Raw genomic sequence first — 23276 nt, forward strand, 5'->3', positions numbered from 1 at the left:
GTAGTCCGGGAGGCAGGGGCGCCGACGTCTCAAACGCGACATGCGTTTGAACGGCGCCGACATCGATGGCGGAAATGCGAAAGTCGGGCGGGAAGCCTTCGGGCGGCAGTCACCCCTGAACCGAATAGCCGCCGTCCACGGGAATCACCGCGCCCGTCACGAAGTCGCACTCGGGGGAGCACAACGCGACGGCGATGCCGGCCAGGTCCCGCGGCGTGCCCCAGCGCCGTAAAGGGGTGCGCGCCAGGACGCTGCGTTCGAGATCCGGAAACAGCCGTTTGGCCTCGGCAATCAGTTCGGTTTCGATCCATCCGGGCAGCAGCGTGTTGACCTGGATGTTGTCCGGCGCCCATTCGACGGCCCACGCCCGGCCCAACTGAACGATCCCGCCCTTGCTGGCCGCGTAGGCCGCACCGTAAGTGGTGCCGAACAGCGACATCATCGAGCCGATATTGACGATCTTGCCGCCGCCGGCGCGCCGGAATGCGGGATGAATGGCCTGCGCGCAGAAATGGGCGCCGCTCAGGTTCGTATCGATGATGCGGTGCCACTCGTCGGCACTCAGTTCATGCCCTGGCTTGCGGATATTCATTCCCGCGTTGTTCACGAGAATGTCCAGCCTGCCGAAATGCCGTTCCGCCTGCTCGACGGCCGCCACGCAGGCGTCGCGCCGCGTGACGTCCGCCTGGACGAACAGGCCCCGCTCGGCGCCGGCGGGCAGCGACGCCAGCGCCGCGTCGCCCTTGACGGGATCGCGGCCGACTAGAACGACGCGCGCGCCGGCCTCGACCATGCCGCGCGCGATGCCGAGCCCGATGCCGCTCGCCCCTCCGGTAATGACGGCCACCTTGCCTGAAAGATCGAACACACGTGCCTCCGATTCGCGTTGCTGTCCCGATAGCGCGACAGCATAGCCCTGCGCGACACGGCGTTGCGCCGGTACGAAGCACGATATTTTCTGCCGTGAATCATGCTTTTTTCGAATCTTTCGGACATCGGCCGGCCGGTGCCCGCGGCGCATCGCACAGCGGCGGACGATCAACCGCCGGCATTCTCCCGAATGATCGCCGCGGCGGCCGCATCGGCCTCGCTCGCGACGCCGTCGTGCACGCGCGTGCTGACGGCCGGTGTCGGCGGCTCGCTGTCGAGCGCGTGGCCGTTGCGGTCGTGCGTATCGACCGTCGCGCGCATCGACAGCCCGACGCGCAGCGGATGCGCGGCGAGATCGCGCGCGTCGAGCGCGATCACGACCGGCACACGCTGCACGACCTTGATCCAGTTGCCGGCCGCGTTCTGCGACGGCAGCATCGAGAACGCACTGCCGGTGCCCGCCGAGAAGCCCTGCACGCGGCCGCGATAGGTCACGCGCGAGCCGTACAGATCCGACACGACTTCGACGGGCTGCCCGATGCGCATGTGGCGGATCTGCCCTTCCTTGAAATTCGCCTCGATCCACAGCTGGTCGAGCTGCACGATCGACATCAGCGGCACGCCGGGCCCGACCTGCTGGCCGACCTGCACCGACCGCTGCCCGATCGTGCCGGCGACCGGCGCGACGATCGTCGTGCGCTTCAGGTTCCGGAACGCGAGCTTGAACTGCGCGGCCGCCTGCACGACGGCCGGGCTTTCGTCGACGGGCAGTTTGGTGCCGAGCGCACGCGCCGCATCGAGCTGCGCCTGCGCGGCCGCGAGATTCGCCTGCGCGCCGGCCACCGCCGCGCGTGCGCGCGCCAGTTCCTCGGGCGCGACGATCTCGACCGATGCGCCCGAGCGCGCGGCGAGCGCGCGCTGCGCGAGCGACAGGTCGGCGCGCCGCGCGTTCACGGCCTCGACATACATCGTGTTCGAGATCTTCGCGTTCGCGACCTGCCGCACCGCCTGTGCGAGCTGCGCCTTCGCCTGCGCGAACGCGACGGACGCCTCGGTGTCGTCGAGCCGCACGAGTGTCTGGCCGGCTCGCACGGCCTGCGTATCGGCAACCACGACGTCGGTCACCGATCCGGGGATCTGCGCGGCGACCTGGACGATGCTGCCGGCGACGTAAGCGTCGTCGGTATCTTCGTAGTAGCGGTCGCTCAACAGCCAGTATGCGATCCACGCGAGCGCGGCCACCAGCACAACCGCGAAGAACGCGATGAAGCGCTTGCGGCGCGTCGCACGGCGCGCGTCGAGTGCCGGGTCGTTCAATGCGGCCGGCGGCGCGGCGGTATGGAGGTTGTCGTGGTGCATCAGTCGCTTTGCGTAACGATCAATCGATCGTGCTGAAACAGGGGAATCGGCGGCATGACCGACGGGCTCGGCGCCGGGTTCTCGACTGCCGTGTGCGCGAGAACGGGCGCACCGCGAGGCGTCGCGCCGACGGCTGGCATGCGCGCCGCGTCGTCGCGCCGTGCGGAACCCGGATTCGATGCAGCGACGATCGGCGGCACGGCCGCGCGCTCCGCACGGGCATCCGCCGGCGGCCCCGCCACCGGCCGGCTCGCGGTCGGTGTGGTCGCAGCAGCCACGGCAGCCGCCGCGGGCGGAGCAGCAGAAGCGCCTCGCTTCGCCACCCCGCTACGCGCCCGATGCACGGCCGGCGCCTGTGCGACCGTTGCCCCTGCATCGAACCCGCCGCCCAGCGCGCCGATCAGACCGACGCGCAGCGTCCGCTGCCGGCCGAGCAGCGCGATCAACTGCGCGCGCTCGTCGACCAGCGTGAGATCCGCGACGTCCACGTCCTTCTGCATCAGCACGCCGCGCCGGTGACGGTCGGTCGCGATCTCCACGATCTTCTGCGCGGCCGCGACCGCGTCCTGCTGCTGCGCGACGAGCGTCTGCGACGTCTGCAGCGACGTGACGAACTGCGCGACCTGCCCGAGCGCATCGTCGACGGTCTTGTTGTACAGCCCGATCGCGACATCGGCCTGCGCGACATCCGCACCGAGCTTCGCCTTCAGCCGGCCGCGATCGAAGATCGGCAGCGAGATCGCCGGACCGATGGAGCCGGCGAGCGCGTCGCGCGAGAACAGCGACGCGGGCGTCAGCGCGAACACGCCGCCGAGCGCGACGAGGTTCACGTCCGGATAGAACTGGGCGCGCGTCGAATCGGCATTCGCGAACGCGGCTTCGACGCGCAACCGCGCGGCGACGATGTCGGGCCGGCGCCCCAGGAGATCGGCCGGCAGCCGCGCCGGCAGCGCACCGCCCGCGAACGCGCCGACCCGCGGCCGCTGCAGCGCGAGCCCGCGCTCGGGGCCACGGCCCGACAGCACGCCGAGCTGCAGTTGCGCGAGCTTGATCTGCTCGTCGTTCAGCGCGATCTGCGCGAGCAGCTTGCTGCGCTTGATCGATGCGTCGCTCGCGTCGTACGCGTTGTCGAGCCCGCGCGCGGTGCGCTCGCGCAGCACGGCCGTCACGCGCTGGCTGACCTTCAGCTTCTGCTGCAACAGATCCTGCGTCGCATACGCCTGGTCGAGCTGGCAGTACACGGTGACGATCGCGACCGCCAGCGTGAGCCGCACCTGCTCGGCCTCGACCCGCGCCGCTTCGCGCAGCGACATCAGGCTTTTCGTCGCGGCGCGGTTCTTCCCCCACAGGTCGAGCTGGTAGGTCAGCCCGACGAACACCGACGACGGCGAGGTGTTCGGATCGCCGAAGATCTCGACAGGTACGCGGTAGCCGCTAACCGATACGTCGGCGACGTCGTTGCCCGGTTTCGGCATCCGCGCACGGCTGACCGTTGCGCCGGCCGTGCCCGTCAGCCCCGTCAACGAATCGAACTGCTGAAGCTGCGCCTGCGCGATCCTGAGCCGCGCCTGCGCGACCTGCAGATCGGGGTTGTTTTGCGACGCCTCGGCGACCAGCGCGTCTAGCTGCGGATCCTGCAACTGCTTCACCCAGTCGGGCGCGGGCCATGCGCCGTTCACGCCGGGGCCCGCCGTGTGTGCGAGTGCATCGTCGGCCGGCGCGTGCAACGACAGCGACGGCAGAAAGCCCGACGGCACGCATCCGCTCAACACCAGCGACACTGCCGCGGCGACGATCATCATCGAGCCGCCCTGCGCGCCGCGCGCCGGATCCGCGTTTCCATTCATACGCCGCATCGCGCCCCTCATCCCTGCTGAACGCGCTGCGCCCGCGCGGCCAGACGCGGCCGCGCGCGTTCGAGCGGGCCGAGCCGGCCGAACAGGCCGTCCGCGACGCCGAACAGGATGCCGGCGAGCTTCGCGCGCTTGTCGCGTTCGACGAGCGCGATCTGCACGACCTGCCACACGGTCAGCAGGTTCGGCACGATCGCCACCGGAAAGCGCAGCCCGTACTGCATCCCGAGCTGCACCGCGTTGCGCGCACTGTAGTAGCGCCGTTGCCACGAGTGATTCATCGACGTCATTTCGAAAGGGCCGATCGCGTGACGCTGCTTTGCGCCGATCCGGTGCGGCAGCACCAGCGACGGCACGACATAGAGCGGCACGTTGCGCGACAGCGCGCGGAAGCTGTATTCGGTATCGACGTGATCGATGAACAGCGTCTCGTCGAACCGGCCGAGCACGTCGAACGCGTCGCGCGACACGACGCACCCCGAGGAAATCAGGAACGCGCAGCGTTGCAGCGGCGCGCCCGGCTCGATCCGCAAGCGGCGCAGCCCGATCCCGTTGGTCGACAGTTCGGGCAGGAAGCTGCGCGCGTTCTCGTCGAAGATGCGCGGGCCGGCCAGGAACGCGCGCCCCGCGAGCCCTGCGCAGACATCACGCATCGCGGGGAAATACGCAGCCGGCACCGACGAATCCTGGTCGAACAGCGCCACGGCATCGATGCGATCGCGAAACAGCACCGCAAGCCCCGCGTTGTACGCGCCCGCGATCCCGCCGCGATTGCCGTGATGCAGCAGCGCGATGCCTTCGCGCGCGCACAGCTCGCGTGCCCGTGCATCGGGCTGCGGCGTGTTGTCGACGACGAGCAGCGCGTCGCACGCGTGCCGCCATGCGCCGAGTGCGTCGAGCTGCGCATCGCTCGGGTGATACAGGATCACGAGTGCGCCAAGTGTCGTCATGTTCCTCTCCTCAATGCCCGAACGACGCCGCCGCGCCGCGTTTCGGCCGCGTCAGCCACATCATTGCCGCGAGAGCGAGACACGTCATGCTCGCCATCCAGAACATGTCGTTGGTCGCCATCATGTACGCCTGCTGCATCACGACCTGGTGCAGCGTCGTCAGCTCGCGCACGCCGTCCACGCCCATCGCGTTCAGCGTGTGCACGAAGCGCTGCGTGTTCGCCGACGCATGCGTGACGGATTGCGACACGACGTCGTAGTGATACGTCGCGCGGTTGTCCCACAGCGTCACGCTCATCGCGGTGCCGAACGCGGCCGACAGCGTGCGCAGGAAGTTCGACAGGCTCGACGCGGCGGCGAGCCGGTCGTCCGGAATACGCGACAGCGTCGCGGCGGTCAGCGGGATGAAGAAGCACGGCAGCCCGATCCCCTGGATCAGCCCCGGCGCGGCGATCTGCGCGAACGTCATCTTCAGCGTGAAATGCGCATCCCACGCGAGCACGGCCGCAAACACGAGGAAGCCGAAGGTCGCGAGCACGCGCGCGTCGAAGCGATGCGCATGCAGCCCGACGAGGATCGAGAACACCAGCGCGAGCACGCCGAGCGATGCCGTGGCGAGCCCCGCATGGAACGCGTTGTAGCCCATCACGGCCTGCATCCACAGCGGGAACACGACGCCGACCACCGAAAAGCTCATCATCCCGAGCGAGATGATCAGCACGCAGAACGAGAACGTGCGATCGCGGAACAGGCCGAGATCGACGACGGGATGCGCCTCGCCCGCCTCCCAGATCAGCAGCGACACGATCGAGAGCGCCGCGACCACCGCCAGCGCGACGATCAGCGGCGAGCCGAACCAGCCGCGATCGTGGCCGAGATCGAGCATCGCCTGCAGCGAGCCGACGCCGATCACGAGCAGCACGATGCCCGGCACGTCGATCGGGCCGGCCTCGCCGCGTTGCGCATCAGGGCGCAGCATCGCGGTGCAGGCCGCGAACGAGAACAGCCCGATCGGCAAATTGATCAGGAAGATCCACGGCCACGAGAAGTTGTCGACGATCCAGCCGCCGACCACCGGCCCGAAGATCGGCGCGAGCAGGACCGTCATCGCCCACAGCGCAAGCGCGATCGTGCGCTTGTCCGGCGGGAACGTGCGCAACAGGATCGTCTGCGACAGCGGCACCATCGGCCCCGAGCACAGCCCCTGCAGCGCGCGGCAGATCACCAGCACGTGCAGGTCGCGCGCGAGCCCGCACAACAGCGACGTCAGCGTGAACAGCAGCACCGCGCCGACGAACAGCCGTAACTCGCCGACGCGGCGGGCGAGCCAGCCCGTCAACGGCACCGCGATCGCGGCCGCGACCGAATACGAACTGATCACCCAGGTGCCCTGGCTGTTCGATACGCCGAGACTGCCGGAGATCGCCGGCACCGCGACGTTCGTCACGGTCGAGTCGAGCACCTCGATGAAGGTCGCGAGCGACAGCGCGAACGTCAGCAGCGCAAGCCGGATGCCGCGCACCGGCTGCGCGGCCGGCTTGGGGGCCGGCATGTCGAACGCGGACGGCGCGACGGGCCCGTCGTGAAGCGGCGACGCGCTGCTCATGCGCCGGCCACCGCAACGTCGGGCCGCGTGGCTGACTGCCCGTGCGCCGGTGCGAACCGCTCGATGAAATCGGCGGCGGCATCGCAGCCGTCCCGCTCGGCCGCAAGCAGCGCGCGCGTGCGCGCCGCGTGGGCCGCGAACGATGGTTCGCCGAGCACGCGCGCGAGCGCCGCGCCGAGGCGCGCGCCGTCGATCGGGCCGTCGACGCGCACGCCGCACCCGCTCACGGCGACCCGCTGCGCGTTGTCGAACTGGTCGTGCGCGAACGGCGTGACGACCTGCGCGATCCCGGCTTCGAACGCGAGCGCCGCGGTGCCGATCCCGCCGTGATGCACGAGCGCACGGCAAAGCGGCAGCAGCGTGCGCATCGGCACGAAGTGACGCACAAGCAACCGCTCGCTGCTGCGTGCCGCATCGTCGGGCGTCAGCAGGATGCCGCGCGCGCCGGTCGCACGCAGCGCGTCCGCCACCGCGCGCGCGTAGGCCGCGTGATCGACCAGTGTCGAACCGGCCGTAAAAACGACCGGCGGCTCGCCGGCCGACAGAAATGCGTCGAGTTCGACGTCATAGGCCGGCGCCGCGACATCGTTGAACAACGGAAAGCCGCTTTGCACATGATTCGCGGGCCAGTCGCGCTGCGGCGGCGCGAACCAGCCGGGAAACAGGCACAGCACGCCGTCGGTCGAATGCAGCCAGCGGCCCAGCACGCGCCGCACGGGCGCGAGCCCGAGATCGCGGCGCACCGCGTTCAGTGCGGGGCCGCAGGTGCGATCGAGCACCTGGCGCTCGATCAGCGTCATCAGCGCCGCCTTCACGGGCAGCGGCCAGCGCGCGGGAATGGTCAGGCGCGGGTGGGTCGGCGGCGCATGCGCGGACAACAGCGTCGACGGCGACACCTGCACCGACACGTACGGCGTGCCGTGCAGTTCCTGCATGAAGCGCGCGGAGAACGCCCACAGCGTGCCGACGAGCACCGTATCGCGGTCGGTCAGCGCACGCAGCGCGTCGTAATGCGGGCGCAGCGTCGGCGCGATCACCTGCCACAACGTACGGAACGACGTGCGCGGATCCCACAGCGCGGGGTTCGCCATCGCGGCTTCGTAGTCGGCCTGCGTGCCGATCGGCACGAATGCGAACCCGCAACGGCGCACGGCCGGCTCGAACGGCGCGTGCGTGCAGAACACCACGTCGTGACCGCGCGACGCGAGCGTGCGCGCAACGCCGAGCAGCGGATGCACGTCGCCCGCCGAGCCGATCGCGGTCACGATCATTTTCGCCATCGTGCGCCTCGCGGGGTTCAATAGAAGCCGGGAATCAGCGCCGCGACTTCGCGACGGTACTGCGTGTACGCCGGCCCGAAATACCCGGTCAGCCAGCTTTCCTCGACGCGCACCTTGTACGCGAGCGACGCGAACACGAGCAGTACGCCGATCGCGCCACGCCATTCGCCGCCGATCAGCGCCGCCCCGACGAGCGCGACCAGGCAGCCCGTGTAGATCGGGTGACGCACGAGCCCGTACGGCCCGGTGCGGACGAGTTCATGGTTTTCCTTCAGCGTGACCGACACGCTCCAGTTCGTGCCGAGGTGCAGCCGCGCCCACACCGAGAACAGCAGGCCGGCCACCAGCACCGCGAGCCCGCACTGCGCCTGCAGGCCGAAACGCTGCCAGTCCGGCACGAGCGCCTGCCACGACGGATCGGGCAGGATGATCAGCGCGCCGCCGACGATCAGCGGAATCGACTGCAGCGTGCGCGAGCGTGACGCTTCCTTGCGCACGGTCGTCTTCACGCCCTGCGAAGTGGCGATCCAGTAGGCGAGCCACGCGGCCCAAGGAACGACGATGGCGATGGTCTGGACGATATTCACGGCTGGCCTGCCTCGTTGGGATGGGAATTCGGAAGCGCCGCGCGTACCGGACGCACGGCATGCGGCGTCACGACGACAACACGTGCATCGATGCGGGCACGCACGCCTGCGCGGCAGCACGCGCGACGCCGGCGGCAAGCGACGACCCGCCGCAGAAAAAGTCGAGCAGCGCCGAACGCGTGTATTCGCGCTGCGCGCGACCTTCGATGTCGAGGAAGTGGCCGGCGTCCGGCACCGTCGCGAACCGCGCGCGCGGCACGTGCGCGCCGAGCTGGCGCACGTCGGCGGGCGTCGTGTATTCGTCACGCTCGCCGTTCAGGAACAGCAGCTCGCAGCCGATGTTCGAGAACTCGCTGAAGTAGCGCTCGGGTTGCAGCGACAGGATCTGGTCGACGTGGAACGCGACCTGGTCCTGCTCGTCGCGCGGCAGGCGCGTGAGATACCGGTAGTTGTACAGCTTCATGATGCGCGGCAGGTAGCGGCCGACAGTGTCGTTCAGCAACTGCGCGGCCTTCAGGTTCTCGCCGGCCGCGATGTGATCGCGGGCGCGCGTCACGTAGTCGACCATCGCATCGTTCAGGAGCGGCGAGAACGAGCAGATCGCCGCGCGCCGCACGCTCGGGCAGCCGCGTGCGAGCGCGAACAGCGACGCGACGCCGCCCCACGACACCGATACGAGGTACGCCGGCGCGAAACGCTCGACCAGGTACTGCAGGATCGCGGCCTCGTCGTCCTTCGTCAGGATGAAGCAGCCCGGGTTGTGCTGGCGCGACTGCCCCGCATACGGCAGGTCGAAGCAGATCGTGTTCATCCGCTCGCCGAGATACTGGACGGTCTGCCCGAACGACGCGGTCGTCGCGAGCGCGCCGTTGACGAGCATCGCCGTGTCGAACGCCGGGTCGAACACGTTCCGTTCGACGTAGACCTTCAGACCATTCGGCAGCGGCACCACGTGTTTTTCGGTCAGCATCGTCGTTCTCCGGTGGATGCGGCGTCTCGACGTCGCGGCATGCTGCAGGTGCGCAATGACTGCGCCGGATTCTCGCGCGCGCTACGAATCGCGCTGTTGGCCAATGCACCGCGCCAATTCCGGCGGCATCGATTCATTCCTCATAGTGCGGCGCCATACTAATACGGACAATATTACTGACTCAAGTCATTCCAACGATACCCTCTACTCCATTAGGAAATTCTGCGGATTCAAATTATTCCCTCATTTTTTATGGTAAGCGGAATTCGTCCGAGGACGATCGCAATCGTTTGCGAGGCGATGAAATACCCCGTTTTAATCACACACATCCGTTTGAAATCAATGCGTTATGAATTTTCATTCGCTCATTTAAAACGGATTTCCATGAATGAATCCTGACGCCTTTTTTCGAGCCAACTTCCATGCCAGACCGAATATCACATAATTCAACACTCTTTCATTCAGCAATCGATTCGACACCTGCAACGATTAGCCGGATTGATCGCTCGCTTCACAAAGCGTTTTAAACAAACTCCAGCTTTTTTAATCATCTTTCAATTATTTTCCCGCACCTGCACAACGCCCGATCGGAGCCTCGTTCACCTGCCGGATACCCGCTGAAACCGTCAGACCCCGATTTTTTGTTGATTGAACGATCAATAAAAAACCGCTAAGCTCTCGACTTCCATGAACGGCCCGTCCGGGTGAAGGGAGTCGCGATGCCGAAAGTCGGAATGCGGGAGATTCGCCGCGCACAGTTGATCGACGCCACGCTGCGCTCGATCGACGAAACGGGCCTGCCCGGCACGACGCTCGCATCGGTCGCGCAGCGCGCGAACATCTCGACGGGCATCGTCAGCCACTACTTCGGCGACAAGGACGGCCTGCTCGAAGCGACGATGCGGCACGTGCTGCGCGACCTGTGGTCGGCCACCACGCGGCGCCGCGTGTCGGCACGCAAGGATCCGCGCTCGCGGCTGCGCGCGGTCGTCGCCGCGAACTTCGACGACACGCAGGTCAGCGCGCCCGTGATGAAGACGTGGCTCGCGTTCTGGTCGCAGAGCATGCACGACCCGATGCTCAAGCGTCTGCAGCACGTCAACACACGGCGCCTCCACTCGAACCTGTGCGCCGAATTCGCGAAGGCGTTGCCGCGCAAGCAAGCGCGCGAAGCCGCCAGCGGCCTCGCCGCGCTGATCGACGGTCTGTGGCTGCGCGGCGCACTCGCCGGCGGCCCGATCGACACCCGGGCTGCATTGAAGCTCGCCCACGATTACATCGACCTGCTGCTCGCGTCCGACTGACGCGTCACGCAGTCGCCCTCAAGGAGATCCTCATGTCCGTATTCGGTTTGCAGCGCCTCTACATCGGCGGCGGTTACGTCGACGCCACGAGCGGCAAGACTTTCGACACCTTCGATCCCGCCACCGGCGAACTGCTCGCGCAGGTGCAGCAGGCCAGCGCGGCCGACGTCGACCGCGCGGTGGCGTCCGCCCAGGAAGGCCAGCGTGAATGGGCGGCGATGACCGCGATGCAGCGCTCGCGCATCCTGCGCCGCGCGGTCGACCTGCTGCGCGAGCGCAACGACGAACTCGCGGCGCTCGAAACGCGCGACACCGGCAAGCCGATCGCCGAGACGCTCGCGGTCGACATCGTCACCGGCGCGGACGTGATCGAGTACTACGCGGGCCTCGCGACCGCGATCGAAGGGCTGCAGGTGCCGCTGCGCGCCGAGTCGTTCGTCTACACGCGCCGCGAGCCGCTCGGCGTGTGCGCGGGCATCGGCGCCTGGAACTACCCGATCCAGATCGCGTGCTGGAAGACGGCGCCCGCGCTCGCGGCCGGCAACGCGATGGTGTTCAAGCCGAGCGAAGTCACGCCGCTCACCGCGCTGAAGCTCGCGGAAATCTATACGGAAGCCGGCGTGCCGGCCGGCGTGTTCAACGTCGTGCAGGGCGACGGCTCGGTCGGCGCGCTGCTCACCGGCCACCCCGACATCGCGAAGGTGTCGTTCACCGGCGGCGTCGAAACCGGCAAGAAGGTGATGTCGCTGGCCGGCGCGTCGTCGCTGAAGGAAGTGACGATGGAACTCGGCGGCAAGTCGCCGCTGATCGTGTTCGACGATGCGGATCTCGACCGCGCGGCCGACATCGCCGTGACCGCCAACTTCTTCAGCTCGGGCCAGGTCTGCACGAACGGCACGCGCGTGTTCGTGCACCGCTCGATCAAGGACGCGTTCACGCAGCGCGTGCTCGAACGCGTGAAGCGCATCCGCGTCGGCAAGCCGACCGATGCCGACACCAACTTCGGCCCGCTCGTGTCAGCCGCGCAACTCGACAAGGTGCTCGGCTTCATCGAGAGCGGCAAGGCCGAGGGCGCGAAGCTGCTCGCGGGCGGCACGCGCCTGACCGACGGCCACTTCGGCAGCGGGCAGTACGTCGCGCCGACCGTGTTCGGGGATTGCCGCGACGACATGAAGATCGTCCGCGAGGAAATTTTCGGGCCGGTGATGAGCATCCTCGATTTCGAATCGGAGGACGAAGTGATCGCCCGCGCGAACGACACGCACTACGGCCTGGCAGCCGGCGTCGTGACCGAGAACCTGTCGCGCGCGCACCGCACGATCCATCGTCTCGAAGCCGGCATCTGCTGGATCAACACGTGGGGCGAATCGCCGGCCGAGATGCCGGTTGGCGGATACAAGCAATCCGGTGTCGGACGCGAGAACGGCATCACCACGCTCGAGCACTACACTCGAATCAAGTCGGTGCAGGTCGAGCTCGGCCGCTACAACCCGGTGTTTTAAAGAAGGAGAATCCGTCATGACGACACGCGAATACGACTACATCATCTGCGGCGCAGGTTCCGCGGGCAACGTGCTCGCCACGCGCCTGACGGAAGATCCGGACGTCACGGTGCTGCTGCTCGAAGCGGGCGGCCCCGACTACCGCTTCGACTTCCGCACGCAGATGCCGGCCGCCCTCGCCTATCCGCTGCAGGGCCGCCGCTACAACTGGGCGTACGAAACCGACCCCGAGCCGCACATGGACAACCGCCGGATGGAATGCGGCCGCGGCAAGGGGCTCGGCGGCTCGTCGCTGATCAACGGGATGTGCTACATCCGCGGCAACGCGCTCGACTACGACAACTGGTCGACGCACAAGGGCCTCGAGAACTGGACGTACCTCGACTGCCTGCCGTACTTCAAGAAAGCCGAGACGCGCGACGTCGGCCCGAACGACTATCACGGCGGCAACGGCCCCGTGTCGGTCACGACCAGCAAGCCGGGCGTGAACCCGCTGTTCGAAGCGATGGTCGATGCCGGCGTGCAGGCCGGCTATCCGCGCACCGACGACCTGAACGGCTATCAGCAGGAAGGCTTCGGCCCGATGGACCGCACCGTCACGCCGAAGGGCCGCCGCGCCAGCACCGCGCGCGGCTACCTCGACCAGGCGAAGGCGCGGCCGAACCTCGAGATCGTCACCCACGCGCTCGCCGACCGCATCCTGTTCGACGGCAAGCGCGCGTCGGGCGTCACGTACCTGCGCGGCAGCGAGCGCGCGACCGCGCAGGCGCGCCGCGAAGTGCTCGTGTGCAGCGGCGCGATCGCATCGCCGCAACTGCTGCAGCGCTCGGGCGTCGGCCCCGGCGCGTGGCTGAAGGAACTCGACATTCCCGTCGTGCTCGACCTGCCCGGTGTCGGCCAGAACCTGCAGGATCACCTGGAGATGTACATCCAGTACGAGTGCAAGGAGCCGGTATCGCTGTACCCGGCGCTCAAGTGGTGGAACCAGCCGAAGATCGGCCTCGAATGGATGCTGAACGGCACCGGCCTCGGCGCGAGCAACCACTTCGAGGCGGGCGGCTTCATCCGCACGCGCGACGACGATCTGTGGCCGAACATCCAGTATCACTTCCTGCCCGTTGCGATCAACTACAACGGCTCGAACGCGATCGAGATGCACGGCTTCCAGGCGCACGTCGGCTCGATGCGCTCGCCGAGCCGCGGCCGCGTGAAGCTGCGCTCGCGCGATCCGAACGCGCACCCGAGCATCCTGTTCAACTACATGGCCGAAGCACTCGACTGGCGCGAGTTCCGCGATGCGATCCGCGCGACGCGCGAGATCATGCGGCAGCCCGCGCTCGACCGCTATCGCGGCCGCGAGCTGAATCCGGGCGCCGACTGCAAGTCGGACAAGGAACTCGACGCGTTCGTGCGCGCCCGCGCGGAGACCGCGTTCCATCCGTCATGCTCGTGCAAGATGGGTTACGACGATATGGCCGTGGTCGATGAAGAAGGGCGCGTGCACGGGCTCGACGGCCTGCGCGTCGTCGATGCGTCGATCATGCCGATCATCACGACCGGCAACCTCAATGCGCCGACGATCATGATCGCCGAGAAGATCGCCGACAGGATTCGCGGGCGCAAGGCGCTTGCGCGGGTGGACGTGCCTTACTTCGTGGCGAACGGGGCGATGGCGAGGAATGTCGCGAAGGCGGTGCGGCAGCCGGAGACGGTTTGACGACGGCGGGCGCGCTGCCCGCTCACCGGTACTGACGAAACGCCGCCGGCAGCGATTGTCGGCGGCGTTTTTCATGCGTTTTTCATGCGTTTTTCATGCGTTCGTCAGCCGCTGTTCACTTCTCGCTTCAAACGCTCGACGTCCACGTGCATCAGATAGTGCGTGATGTTCTTCCAGATCGGATGGAACCCGTAGCCGCCGTGCTGCAGTTCATCGAGCGCCTGCTCGCGCGTCCAGCCCTGGTACACCATCCGGTACAACGCCGACACGAGGCCGGTACGATCGGCGCCGTGCTGGCAGTGGATCAGCACCGGGCCGTCCTGGTCCGCCGTGCGCAGCGCCTTCAGCGCGGTGACCATGTCTTCGTCGCGAATGTCCCACGTGTTGATCCGGATGCGCTGCATCTTGATCTGCGTGCCGGCCAGGATGCTGTCGTCCGCGTGAAACGAACGGAAGCTGATGACCTTGCGGATGCCGAGCTTCTGCAGCTCCGGCACGTCCGAGCGCGACAGCTGGGCGCTGCGGTACAGCGTCGGCGTGATGCGGTGCAGGTTGTTCACGTGCGCATCGGTCACGCCCTGCGCCCAATTGATCGGCCGGGCGGACACCTCGGCAGCCGGGTCCGCCTCGGCCGGCTGCACGAGTCCGGCAAGCGTGGCGGCGATCGCGGCAATGACGGCGATTTTCATGTCGGGTCTGGGCTCAGTAAAAGGCGCGCTTGCGCTCGCGGGAAAGCATGAACAGCACGATCGCGGCGGCGCTCATCGTCCAGTAGTCGGTCGGGGCCACGCCCAGCCAGTGGATATGCCATGGCACGTTGGCCGGATTGAAGCGGGCCAGGCCGTAAGCCGGATTCAGCACGAACCACAGGAAATCCTCGGTCAGCCAGAACACCATGATGCACGCGACGATGCGGGCTTCGATGCGCCACGACCACCGTCCGCTGAACACGGCCGGCAGGTGAAAGAACAGCGCGACGAACGGGAACACCCATGCGTGGTAGCCGGTCATCGGGCGCCCGCCCCAGAAGATGTCGAGCAGCCAGTGATGCTCGATGCGCCACGTCGGCAGGTTGGCGGCCCAGCCCGCGCTGCCTTCGATCTGGATCTCCACGTTCGCGAAGAAGTACGCGAGCAACACGACCCACGCGACGACGAACACCGTATGGCGCGTCGGCACAAAACGCGCGCCGCTCATGCGGCCGGCTCCAGGCCCAGCACGCGATCGAGCACGAAGCGGCCGGCGAGCGGCCGCCCGAGCGGCGCGAGACGGCGGCGCATGTCGGCGAGACGCTCCGGCGTCTGCAGCAACGCGCGGATCCGGTAGACGAGCGCATCGTCGTCGATCGCCTTCAGCGCGACGCCCTGTTCGAGCAGGAAATCCGCATTGCGCTCTTCCTGGCCCGGAATCGGCGAGTTGACGATCATCGGCAACTGCATCGCGAGGCATTCGGACGTCGTCAGCCCGCCCGGCTTCGTGATCACGAGGTCGGCACAGGCCATCAGGCGTTCGACCTGCTGCGTGAAGCCCTGCGGAAACAGCCGGCCCGGATGCCGCGCGGCCAGTGCCTGCAACGACGCCAGCATCGCCTTGTTCTTGCCCGCCAGCGCGATCAGCTGGAAGTCGGCGTCCATCTCCAGCAGGCGCGCGGCCAGTACGTCGAGGCCGCCGAGGCCCGCGCCGCCGGACATCATCAGGAACGTCGGGCGCGCGGGATCGAGGCCGAATCCGGCCGCGCAGGCCGCGCGATCGAGCGGCTGGCCGAATGCCGGCATGATCGGAATGCCGCTGACGTGCACCGTTTCCGGCGCCATGCCGCGCGCATGCATGCGCCACGCGATCTCGTCGTTGGCCGCGAAATAGCCGCGCATGTTCGGCACGACCCACATGCTGTGCAGGTCGAAATCGGTGACCTGCACCCACACCGGCGTGTCGACGCGCCCCTTGCGGATCTCGCGCGACAGCAGTTCGGCCGGCAGGAAGTGCGTGCAGATGATCGCGTCCGGGCGCTGCCGTTCGATCTCCGCGAGCAGCGCCCGGCAATTGAGCCGCTCGATCGCGCGCCGGATCTTCTGCGACGGCGCGGCGGGATCGACTTCGTCGGTCTTCTGGTACAGGTAGCCCCACAGCGCCGGCTGGCTGCTGACGAGCTTGATGTAGAGATCGGTGTAAAGCTTGCGAAAGCCGGTGGACACGAAATCCATCACGTCCAGGTGGGTGGCTTCGATGCCGGCGGGATGGTGGTCGGCGAACGCGCGGATCGCTTCGGCCGCGCGGGTATGGCCGGCGCCGGCGCTGACGCTCAGGAGGAGGATCTTCTTGCTTTGCTTTGACATCTGACTGACCGTTTCGATGAAAGGGGGCCGGAGGCGGGTTCGCAGCGGCGCGCTCACGCGGCGGCGGTTTGCGTCCGGTGTACAACAAGCCTGGCAGATCTTCGGCGGTGCGGGCGGCCGGTTACAGCGAAGCGATCGCCCGCATCGACTGCGGAATCATACTGCGTTCGGTCGATGGCGCCTGGATCGGGGAGGCGCGCAGGCGGTCGGGCGGTCAGGAAAGATGGACGGCATGGCATGCGACCAGTGGCCGGCATGACGGCTCGGCGCGTCACCGGCCGACGCCCGTTCACGCGTGCGAACGGGGCCCGGCATTTCGGCGCGAGCCACGTGCTCGTGCGCGATTGGTTTGGCATCCTCGCATGTCGGTTCGGCAAAGCCGATGCATCGGCCGGCCGTGTCCCACGAGGTTCCCGAATCAGGGTATTGCACCGCCCTGCTTGCGCATCCGCTTCCCGCGAACGATCGGGTTCCATCGCGACGTCAGGCTCATCGCGCCTTGCAGGCGTTCGAACGCGACGTCCTCCTTCGGCCCGAATCGGCTGACCGCCGGCCATGCAAGCACGTGATCGAGCCACGCCTGCCACTCGTCACCATGAAAGCGGCGACCGACTTCCCTCACGGCGTCCGGTGCCGCGATCACGATGCCAGCCAGCAGGGAGTAGGCCCAGAAGCTGCCCGCGCCGACGAGCTGATCGAGCCTGCACACGGATAACGCCGCGAGCAGCCCGTCCACCGACGCGAGATCGGCGCGATGCGTGCGGATCGCCCGCGCCACGAGGTTGTGCTGACCGCCATACGCGGCAATGGACGTTCCGTTGCCGGCGGCGAGCACGGCCGAGAACGTCGCGAGCGCAGCCATCTCGTCGATGCGCGATGCATCGTCGCGCGGCCCGCACGCGCGCAGCACGATCGCGTCGATGACGGCGCCAGGCAAGGCCGACGTTGCTCCACTCGCCGCCGCGACGGCGGCCAGCCTGTCTCTCAGGTTCTTCACGGGCGGCATCTCGTCCTGCGCACCCTTTTCATGTTCAGTGCTTTCGCCGTCATCGCCCCCGTTGCCTTCGACACCGCCGGCAATCCGCTCGAGCGCGGCCCAGCCGACATCGGGGTCGTCGAATGCGCAGGCATCGATCGCGCCGTGCGCGGTGTCGAACACGGCGCGCGAGCCGGGGCAGCTGCGTTCGGCTTCGGCGAGTTGCTGCATCGAAGGCACATGCGAGCACGCGCCACGCCGGTCCGTCAGGTCGCATGCGCAGGCGCCGCCGTCCGAGGCGATCCACGGCGCGAGCCGGTGAAGCATCGCCGTCGCTTCCCGGGACAGGCTCGCGCCAGCCCGCATGCGTATCGCGTGCGACGCGATGACGGTCGTGTCGTCGGCGTCACACGCCTGCGCCGCGCAAGCGGCAGCGTCGAGTCGTTCGATCAGGTACTGCAGCCACGCGGCCGTGCGCAGCCGGTCAGGCGTTGCGCCGCGGGCATCTCCATACTTTGCTGGATCGGTAAGCATGGGTCTTCCGGGAGTGTTCTGGCCAATTGGAATAGGGTTAATTCGGTCGAATCGGCTGGCGCGGTACGCCGTGCCGACCCGCAAGACCCCACGCGTCGGATCGCGACCCGTGGGGTCAGCCTGTCGCCACGCTGATCCGGGCGACGGCTCGAAAACGTCGAAGAAGCGGAAATCCGCGTCCATCCCGCGCCGCCTTCGTGCGCGGCAAGCACGCCGCCTCGATCGGCGGCGCTTACTGAGCGCGGGACTTCGGCGACATGATGACCGTGCCGTTCACCGTGCAATCCGGCGTCAGCACGGCGTGGTTGAACGTCGCCATACAGTGGATCGGACCGACCGCCCCCTTCTGGAGCGACGTGAGCCCCGACGCCGAAAACGGTTCTCCATTCGGATTCGTCGGCAAGCCATCCGCTCGCGAAGCGGTCACTGCGAATGCGGGTGCGGCCGAAACCGCGGTAACGACGACCGCGGCGGCAAGCGATGCAATTTGACGAATTTTCATCTGTACGGCCCTCTCTCTTGATATATGGCGGCCTTCCTCGAGAAACGCGACCGCTCTGCCGAACGAATCCGGCCGTCGCGCCGATACACGCGACGGCACGGACCCATCGAAACCGCGAATACCCGCCGCACCTACCACACGGCCCTCGCGCGCGGCGGGCATCCTGCTTCGATCTGCGACACTTACTGCACGTGGAACTTCGGCGACGTCAGGACCGTGCCGCCCACCGTGCAATCCGGCGTCAGCACGGCATTGTTGAACGTCAGCGACGAGTTCGAATCGCTCCACGCCGTCACGACCTTGCTCGGCCCGCAAGTGCCGAGCAGCGTCACGGTCACCTTCGCGTTATTGATCGACAGCTGTGTCGTGCTGTCAGCCTGCCCCGTCCACGGCGACGCGCTGCTCGCGCTGCCGGCGATGAGGCCGCACGTCCCGCCGCCGGTGAACTGCGTCGACGTGATGTTGACGATGCCGGTCGACGTGATCGTGCCGTTGAAGGTCGCGGTACAGGAAGCGCTGATCGATCCCTTGCTGAGATTCGTGATCCCCGACGCCGAGAACGGCTCGCCATTCGGGTTCATCGGCTGACCGTCGGCCCGCGAAACGGTAACGGCGAAAGCAGGCGCGGCCGAAACCGCGGTGAAAGCCACTGCAGCAACAAGCGATACGATTTTGCGAATGCTCATTTGAACTGCCCCCTCTCTTCACAAATGGCGGCATGCCGCCAGGAACGCGACCTCCCGGCCGGAAGGGTCCGGCCAACCGGTCGCAGGAAGCCGCCGGCGCGCGTCATGCGCGCCGGACGGCTCAGAACTTGTAGGAAATCCCGACGAACGTGATCAGCGGATCGGCCTTCAGCCGCGTGCGCGTGGTGGCGAGCGTCGAGCCGTCGGCCGCCTTGATCACGAGCGACGAGTAGGTCTTCAGCGGCATGTACGTCAGCGTTGCCGTGAGCCCCCAGTGCTTGTCGATCGCATAGCTCGCGCCGACGTTGTAGACCGGCGTGAACGACGACGACGCCTTGCCCTCCACCGACGTCGGCCCCGGCTTGCCTGCGCCGGCCGCGAGTACGCTGCCGAGGTTCTCGTTGATGTCCTTCGCGAAGTTGCCATTCAGCTCGATGTTGCTGAACCAGCTGTAGGCCACGCCGATCCCGACGAACGGCCGGAACCGCGCCGTCGGCGAATTGAAGTAGTACTGCAGAATGACCGTCGGGCTCCATTGCCGCGCGTTCTTCACCGCCGGCTGGTTCGCCGGATCGTCCATGTTGACGCTGCCGAGCGCGCCGGCCGGGCCGGGCGGCCGGATCGTGCCGTGCCCGGTCAACGTGAACTCGGGCGGCACGCCGAGCACCGACGTGACCGCGATATGGTCGGTGAAGAAGTGCGTGAGCGTGAGGCCGACCGTATCGGCATTGTTGACCGTCAGGCTCGTGCCCGGCGACGTGAACGACCCGGGCAGGCGCAGCGGCCCGTTGATCGGCATGCTCGCGAGATTCGTCGTCAGCCCGTTGGTCGAATCCTGCGGCATGATGTGCAGCCAGCCCAGCGTCGCGACGTTGTCGCCTGCCTGCTGGGCCGATGCGAGCGTCGACACGCCTGCGACGACACCCGCGACAATCAGCTTCCTCATGAAGTCTCCCCTCATTCTGTCCGGGCGCCGCGCACCTGCGCGCGGCGCCGCCGTGTCTCCATCCAGGCGTGCGTCACTGCACGAATGCGCCGACCGTGAAGTACGGGTTGCTCGTATCGTTCATGTCGAGGAACCCGAACACGCCGCCGGTGAACACGAACTTGCCGGTCGCCGGCCCCGACGCCGCGTCCGCATGCACGGTCGTGACGACACCGGGCACCTTCTGCGTGTAGTCGAGGTTCAGCGCGCGCGTGAGCGCGGCCTGCGACGCATTGAACGGATCGAGCAGCGTGGCCTGCGCGCCGACGAGCGCGGTCGCGCGGTAGTTGAATGCGCTGTCGACACCCGTGTACTCGCCGTTCTGCGAGCCTTGCGCGATCGCCGTCTGCGGGCTCAGGAACGAGATGCCCGATTCGTCGTCCGCGCTCGGCGGGCCTTGCGTGAGGTCCGCGTTGGCCGCACCGGTGCGGATGAAGATCGGCACGAGCTGGTTGCGCAGCTTGCCGACGATCAGAATTCCCTTGCCGGCCTTCGCCGGATCGGCCGCGGCGAGCGTCGGCGGAATCTGCGGCAGGTAGTTGAGCGACTGGAACGCCGGCGCATCGGGCCGCAGCGTGAACGGCTGGTTCACGGTCGCGCTCGACACGAGCGGCTGCCCGCCGTTCTTCTTGCCGAAGTTGTCGGTCTCGACGTAGCTGCCGTCCGCGTTGATCGTCACCTGCTGGTCGAGCGCCACCGGCTGGAAGCTCTGCGACGGCACCTGGTGATAGCCGAGCTGGTTGTACTTGCCGGCGATCTTCGTCAGGTCGGTTTCCAGCGACGAGAAGCTGATGAACGGGTAGTACGGGAACGTCGTCTGCGCAATCTTGCCCACGCCGATCACGCCGTTGAACTGGATCGTCGCGCCGGGAATCGCGCCGCCCAGCACGCCTTCGCCGAGGAACAGCCGCGCGGGCCGGTTCGGGTCGAGGCTGGCGTTCTGCATCCGGAACGTGCACTGGTTCAGCTTCACCGTCGGCAGCCCCGTTTCGTCGGCGAGCGTGCCGTCGACCACGTTGGCCGGCGCCGTGTCGCGGGTCGGCTGCACGGTACCCGTGGTGCTCGGCACCGGCGATGCGAGATACGTCATCCGGTACGTCATCTTCGTCGTATCGAGCTGCACCTTCACAAGCTCGCCCGACCCCGATCCGCCGATGAACACCGTGTTGTAGTCGATCGTCTGCGGGCACAGCCGGACCACCGGCGCGGGCGGCGGGTCGCCGTCTCCGCCGCATGCCGCCAGCACGGGCGCGAGCGACGCCACGGCCATCCATTGCTTCAAATTCATAGGAATCCTCTTGAAATCCGATTCGCCGGCGGCGGCGCGTGCGCCGCCGGTGTTACGTGTTCAGTGCAGGGTTACTGGACGAACGCGCCGACCGTGAAGAACGGGTTGACCTGGCTGTTGTTGACGACCATCGCGTAGACGTTGCCGGCCGTCACGATCCAGCCCTTGTCGCCCTTCTTGAAGATCGCCACGTTGCCGCTGGCGCCCTTCGCGTTGAAGTCGCTGTTGGCCGTGACCGCGATCTTGCCGGGCGATGCCTGCGTATAGTCCAGCCCGAACTGAGCCGTCTCCGACGACGTCTGCGGATCGATGAATGCCGCGGTATTGCCCTGGAAGAGCGTCGACGTGTAGTTCGCCGCGATGGTCGATACGGCGGTGCCATCGGTACAGTTGCCGGCAGACGGCGTGAAGTAATTGAAACTGGTGTTGAACACGCCCGGCAGGTCCGGATGCGGGATCATCGGGTCGAAGCTCGGTCGCGCAGCAGCCGCGTTGCTCGACGGCCCGTTGTTCGTCACCACACCGCACGCGGACGCGCTCGTCGCACCGATGAACCCGCCCTTCAGCACGTTGGCCGCAACCGGTGTGGAAGGCGCGAGCACCGAGATGCCGACTTCCGCATCGGCCACCGAACCGAACGGATTGCCCGGCGGGGCATACGCGTACCCTACGCGGATCACCACCGGCACCAGTGCACCGTTCAGCTTGCCGACGATCATCACGCCATGGGCCTGGCTCGGCACGAGAAGCACGATCGGCTGCCCTTGGCCGGCCGACGGATACGGCTGCCCCGTCTGCGCATTGCTGACGAATACGTTGTCGGACGTGCCGTCCGCGTTCTTGCGCAACGTCCACGGCGTGCCGGTCGTCTGACACGAGTAGTCGCTGCCTTGCGTGATCGTGCACGAGCCGTCCGCATTGAGCGTCTGGTTCCAGTTCACGACGTCCGGCTGCCAGCCCTGCGGCGTGGTGGTCTGGAAGCCGGTGCCGGTCGGCGACAGGTGAATGCCGACTTCGTTGTATGCGCCGGCCACCTTCGTGAAATCCGTTTCCGTGTCGGTAAAGCCGATGAACGGATAGAAGTCGAACGTGCGCGACGGTACAGTACCGAGGAAGTAGCCCGGCACGACCTCGATCCCCTGGAACGCGATCGTCGCACCCGGAATCCCGCCGCCCACGACGCCGTTGCCGACGAACAGCATCGGCGGATCCGCGCGATTGATCGTCACCGAATACGTGCCGTCGCTCGTCGCGCCGCTGTCGAGCACGAATGCGCAGCGGTTCTGCTCGGCCGTCGGAAGATTGGTCGGATGATGGAACGCGCCGCTGATCGTCAGGCCCGCGCGCGTGTTGTTGATCTGCCCCGCAGACGTCGGCACCGACGAGTCGAGGAACTGCATCTGATAGGTGAGCTTCGTCGTGTCGAACTTCACCTTCACGTACTCGCCGCTGCCCGAACCGCCCGTATACGTCGTCGTGTAATCGAGCGCGTCCGGACACAGCTTCGTCACGACGGGCGGCGTCGTTTCGGCACCGCTCGGCCCGCATGCGCTGCCCGAACATTGCGGCACATTGATCGGCCCCGGATCGTCGCCGCCGCCGCAACCGGCGACGAACGGCAAAGCGGCTACCGCGCACGACAGGATCGCCTTCCGCCATTCAGGAATGCAAATCATCAACCCCTCCTTTTCAGGTACGACAAGTCTCGTCCGGACAGGCTGCATGGCCCGCCGGTTGGTATCGCGCCGCGGCACGAACGCGCGGCGCATGACGATGCGCGCAAGACGGCCGCGATGCCGGTCAGGCAAATGCGGCACGCGCCGCGGCGGCAGACAAGCGCTGTCCCGCGGCGCCGTCATGCGGCACGGCGCCGTCGGAACGATCGAAACGGGAAGTGGTTCGCCGCTACACGGCGATAGGGCAACGCAGGCATGCGATCTGCGTCGCGCCTGCATTCAGCGAAAAAACGGG

At 67.3% G+C, this 23276-nt stretch carries 20 protein-coding genes; 3 read left to right on the forward strand and 17 right to left on the reverse strand.

Annotation, left to right across the window (positions count from 1 at the left end; translation table 11 throughout):
* Positions 1-109: 109 nt before the first annotated feature.
* The 8 genes from HWX36_RS21755 to HWX36_RS21790 all read right to left on the reverse strand — a co-directional run bounded on the left by HWX36_RS21755 (position 110) and on the right by HWX36_RS21790 (position 9475).
* Entirely contained in the window at positions 110-1042 is a 933-nt protein-coding gene (locus HWX36_RS21755) for a glucose 1-dehydrogenase (RefSeq protein WP_244136489.1), read from the reverse strand.
* On the reverse strand, positions 1039-2229 hold the full coding sequence (locus HWX36_RS21760) for an efflux RND transporter periplasmic adaptor subunit (RefSeq protein WP_175954604.1): 1191 nt from the start codon (positions 2227-2229) through the stop codon (positions 1039-1041). The genes HWX36_RS21755 and HWX36_RS21760 overlap by 4 nt, the downstream gene beginning before the upstream one ends.
* A complete protein-coding gene (locus HWX36_RS21765) occupies positions 2229-4085 on the reverse strand; it encodes an efflux transporter outer membrane subunit (protein ID WP_175954606.1) in 1857 nt (618 codons plus the stop codon). Before HWX36_RS21765 ends, HWX36_RS21760 begins: the two co-directional genes overlap by 1 nt.
* Before the next feature lie 8 nt (positions 4086-4093).
* Positions 4094-5032, reverse strand: coding sequence for a glycosyltransferase family 2 protein (locus HWX36_RS21770; protein WP_175954608.1), 939 nt, complete (start codon positions 5030-5032; stop codon positions 4094-4096).
* Positions 5033-5042: 10 nt separating this feature from the next.
* Entirely contained in the window at positions 5043-6638 is a 1596-nt protein-coding gene (locus HWX36_RS21775) for a DHA2 family efflux MFS transporter permease subunit (protein ID WP_175954610.1), read from the reverse strand.
* Positions 6635-7918: a nucleotide disphospho-sugar-binding domain-containing protein gene (locus HWX36_RS21780; RefSeq protein WP_175954613.1), complete on the reverse strand. Its 1284-nt coding sequence runs from the start codon at positions 7916-7918 to the stop codon at positions 6635-6637. Before HWX36_RS21780 ends, HWX36_RS21775 begins: the two co-directional genes overlap by 4 nt.
* A gap of 17 nt (positions 7919-7935) precedes the next feature.
* Positions 7936-8505: an isoprenylcysteine carboxylmethyltransferase family protein gene (locus tag HWX36_RS21785; RefSeq protein WP_175954614.1), complete on the reverse strand. Its 570-nt coding sequence runs from the start codon at positions 8503-8505 to the stop codon at positions 7936-7938.
* 67 nt (positions 8506-8572) lie between these two features.
* Positions 8573-9475 (reverse strand): alpha/beta hydrolase, encoded by a 903-nt coding sequence (locus HWX36_RS21790; protein WP_175954616.1) that lies wholly within the window; start codon positions 9473-9475, stop codon positions 8573-8575.
* A gap of 719 nt (positions 9476-10194) precedes the next feature.
* Here HWX36_RS21790 and betI point away from each other — a divergent pair.
* From betI to betA, 3 genes are read left to right on the forward strand one after another with little or no spacing between them, the layout of a single operon-like run.
* Complete coding sequence (betI, locus tag HWX36_RS21795) at positions 10195-10779, forward strand: transcriptional regulator BetI (protein WP_175954618.1); 585 nt, start codon at positions 10195-10197, stop codon at positions 10777-10779.
* Between the two features lie 32 nt (positions 10780-10811).
* A complete protein-coding gene (gene betB / locus HWX36_RS21800) occupies positions 10812-12281 on the forward strand; it encodes a betaine-aldehyde dehydrogenase (protein ID WP_175954620.1) in 1470 nt (489 codons plus the stop codon).
* 16 nt (positions 12282-12297) lie between these two features.
* Positions 12298-13998, forward strand: a complete 1701-nt coding sequence (gene betA, locus HWX36_RS21805; RefSeq protein WP_175954622.1) for a choline dehydrogenase — start codon at positions 12298-12300, stop codon at positions 13996-13998.
* 104 nt (positions 13999-14102) lie between these two features.
* On the opposite strand, the gene HWX36_RS21810 is transcribed toward betA, so the two are convergent.
* The 9 genes from HWX36_RS21810 to HWX36_RS21850 all read right to left on the reverse strand — a co-directional run bounded on the left by HWX36_RS21810 (position 14103) and on the right by HWX36_RS21850 (position 22981).
* The gene (locus tag HWX36_RS21810; protein ID WP_175954624.1) at positions 14103-14687 is read right to left on the reverse strand and encodes a dual specificity protein phosphatase family protein; all 585 of its coding nucleotides are present in this window, start codon (positions 14685-14687) and stop codon (positions 14103-14105) included.
* Between the two features lie 13 nt (positions 14688-14700).
* Positions 14701-15195, reverse strand: coding sequence for a hypothetical protein (locus HWX36_RS21815; protein WP_175954626.1), 495 nt, complete (start codon positions 15193-15195; stop codon positions 14701-14703).
* The gene (locus tag HWX36_RS21820; protein ID WP_175954628.1) at positions 15192-16334 is read right to left on the reverse strand and encodes a glycosyltransferase; all 1143 of its coding nucleotides are present in this window, start codon (positions 16332-16334) and stop codon (positions 15192-15194) included. The genes HWX36_RS21815 and HWX36_RS21820 overlap by 4 nt, the downstream gene beginning before the upstream one ends.
* A 418-nt stretch (positions 16335-16752) precedes the next feature.
* Complete coding sequence (locus HWX36_RS21825) at positions 16753-17844, reverse strand: hypothetical protein (RefSeq protein ID WP_175954920.1); 1092 nt, start codon at positions 17842-17844, stop codon at positions 16753-16755.
* 232 nt (positions 17845-18076) lie between these two features.
* Positions 18077-18346, reverse strand: a complete 270-nt coding sequence (locus tag HWX36_RS37835; protein WP_347879230.1) for a hypothetical protein — start codon at positions 18344-18346, stop codon at positions 18077-18079.
* Positions 18347-18528: 182 nt separating this feature from the next.
* Positions 18529-19032 carry an activator protein gene (locus HWX36_RS21835; protein WP_069260616.1) on the reverse strand — a complete coding sequence of 168 codons (504 nt, stop codon included), beginning with the start codon at positions 19030-19032 and terminating at the stop codon, positions 18529-18531.
* 121 nt (positions 19033-19153) lie between these two features.
* Positions 19154-19978 (reverse strand): OmpW family outer membrane protein, encoded by an 825-nt coding sequence (locus tag HWX36_RS21840; RefSeq protein WP_175954632.1) that lies wholly within the window; start codon positions 19976-19978, stop codon positions 19154-19156.
* Positions 19979-20051: 73 nt separating this feature from the next.
* The gene (locus tag HWX36_RS21845) at positions 20052-21305 is read right to left on the reverse strand and encodes a DUF2957 domain-containing protein (RefSeq protein WP_175954633.1); all 1254 of its coding nucleotides are present in this window, start codon (positions 21303-21305) and stop codon (positions 20052-20054) included.
* 71 nt (positions 21306-21376) lie between these two features.
* Positions 21377-22981, reverse strand: a complete 1605-nt coding sequence (locus HWX36_RS21850; protein ID WP_175954635.1) for a DUF2957 domain-containing protein — start codon at positions 22979-22981, stop codon at positions 21377-21379.
* Between the last annotated feature and the right edge of the window lie 295 nt (positions 22982-23276).

Origin of the sequence: Burkholderia sp. BCC0405 (assembly GCF_902833075.1) — a bacterium.
Taxonomy (GTDB): domain Bacteria; phylum Pseudomonadota; class Gammaproteobacteria; order Burkholderiales; family Burkholderiaceae; genus Burkholderia.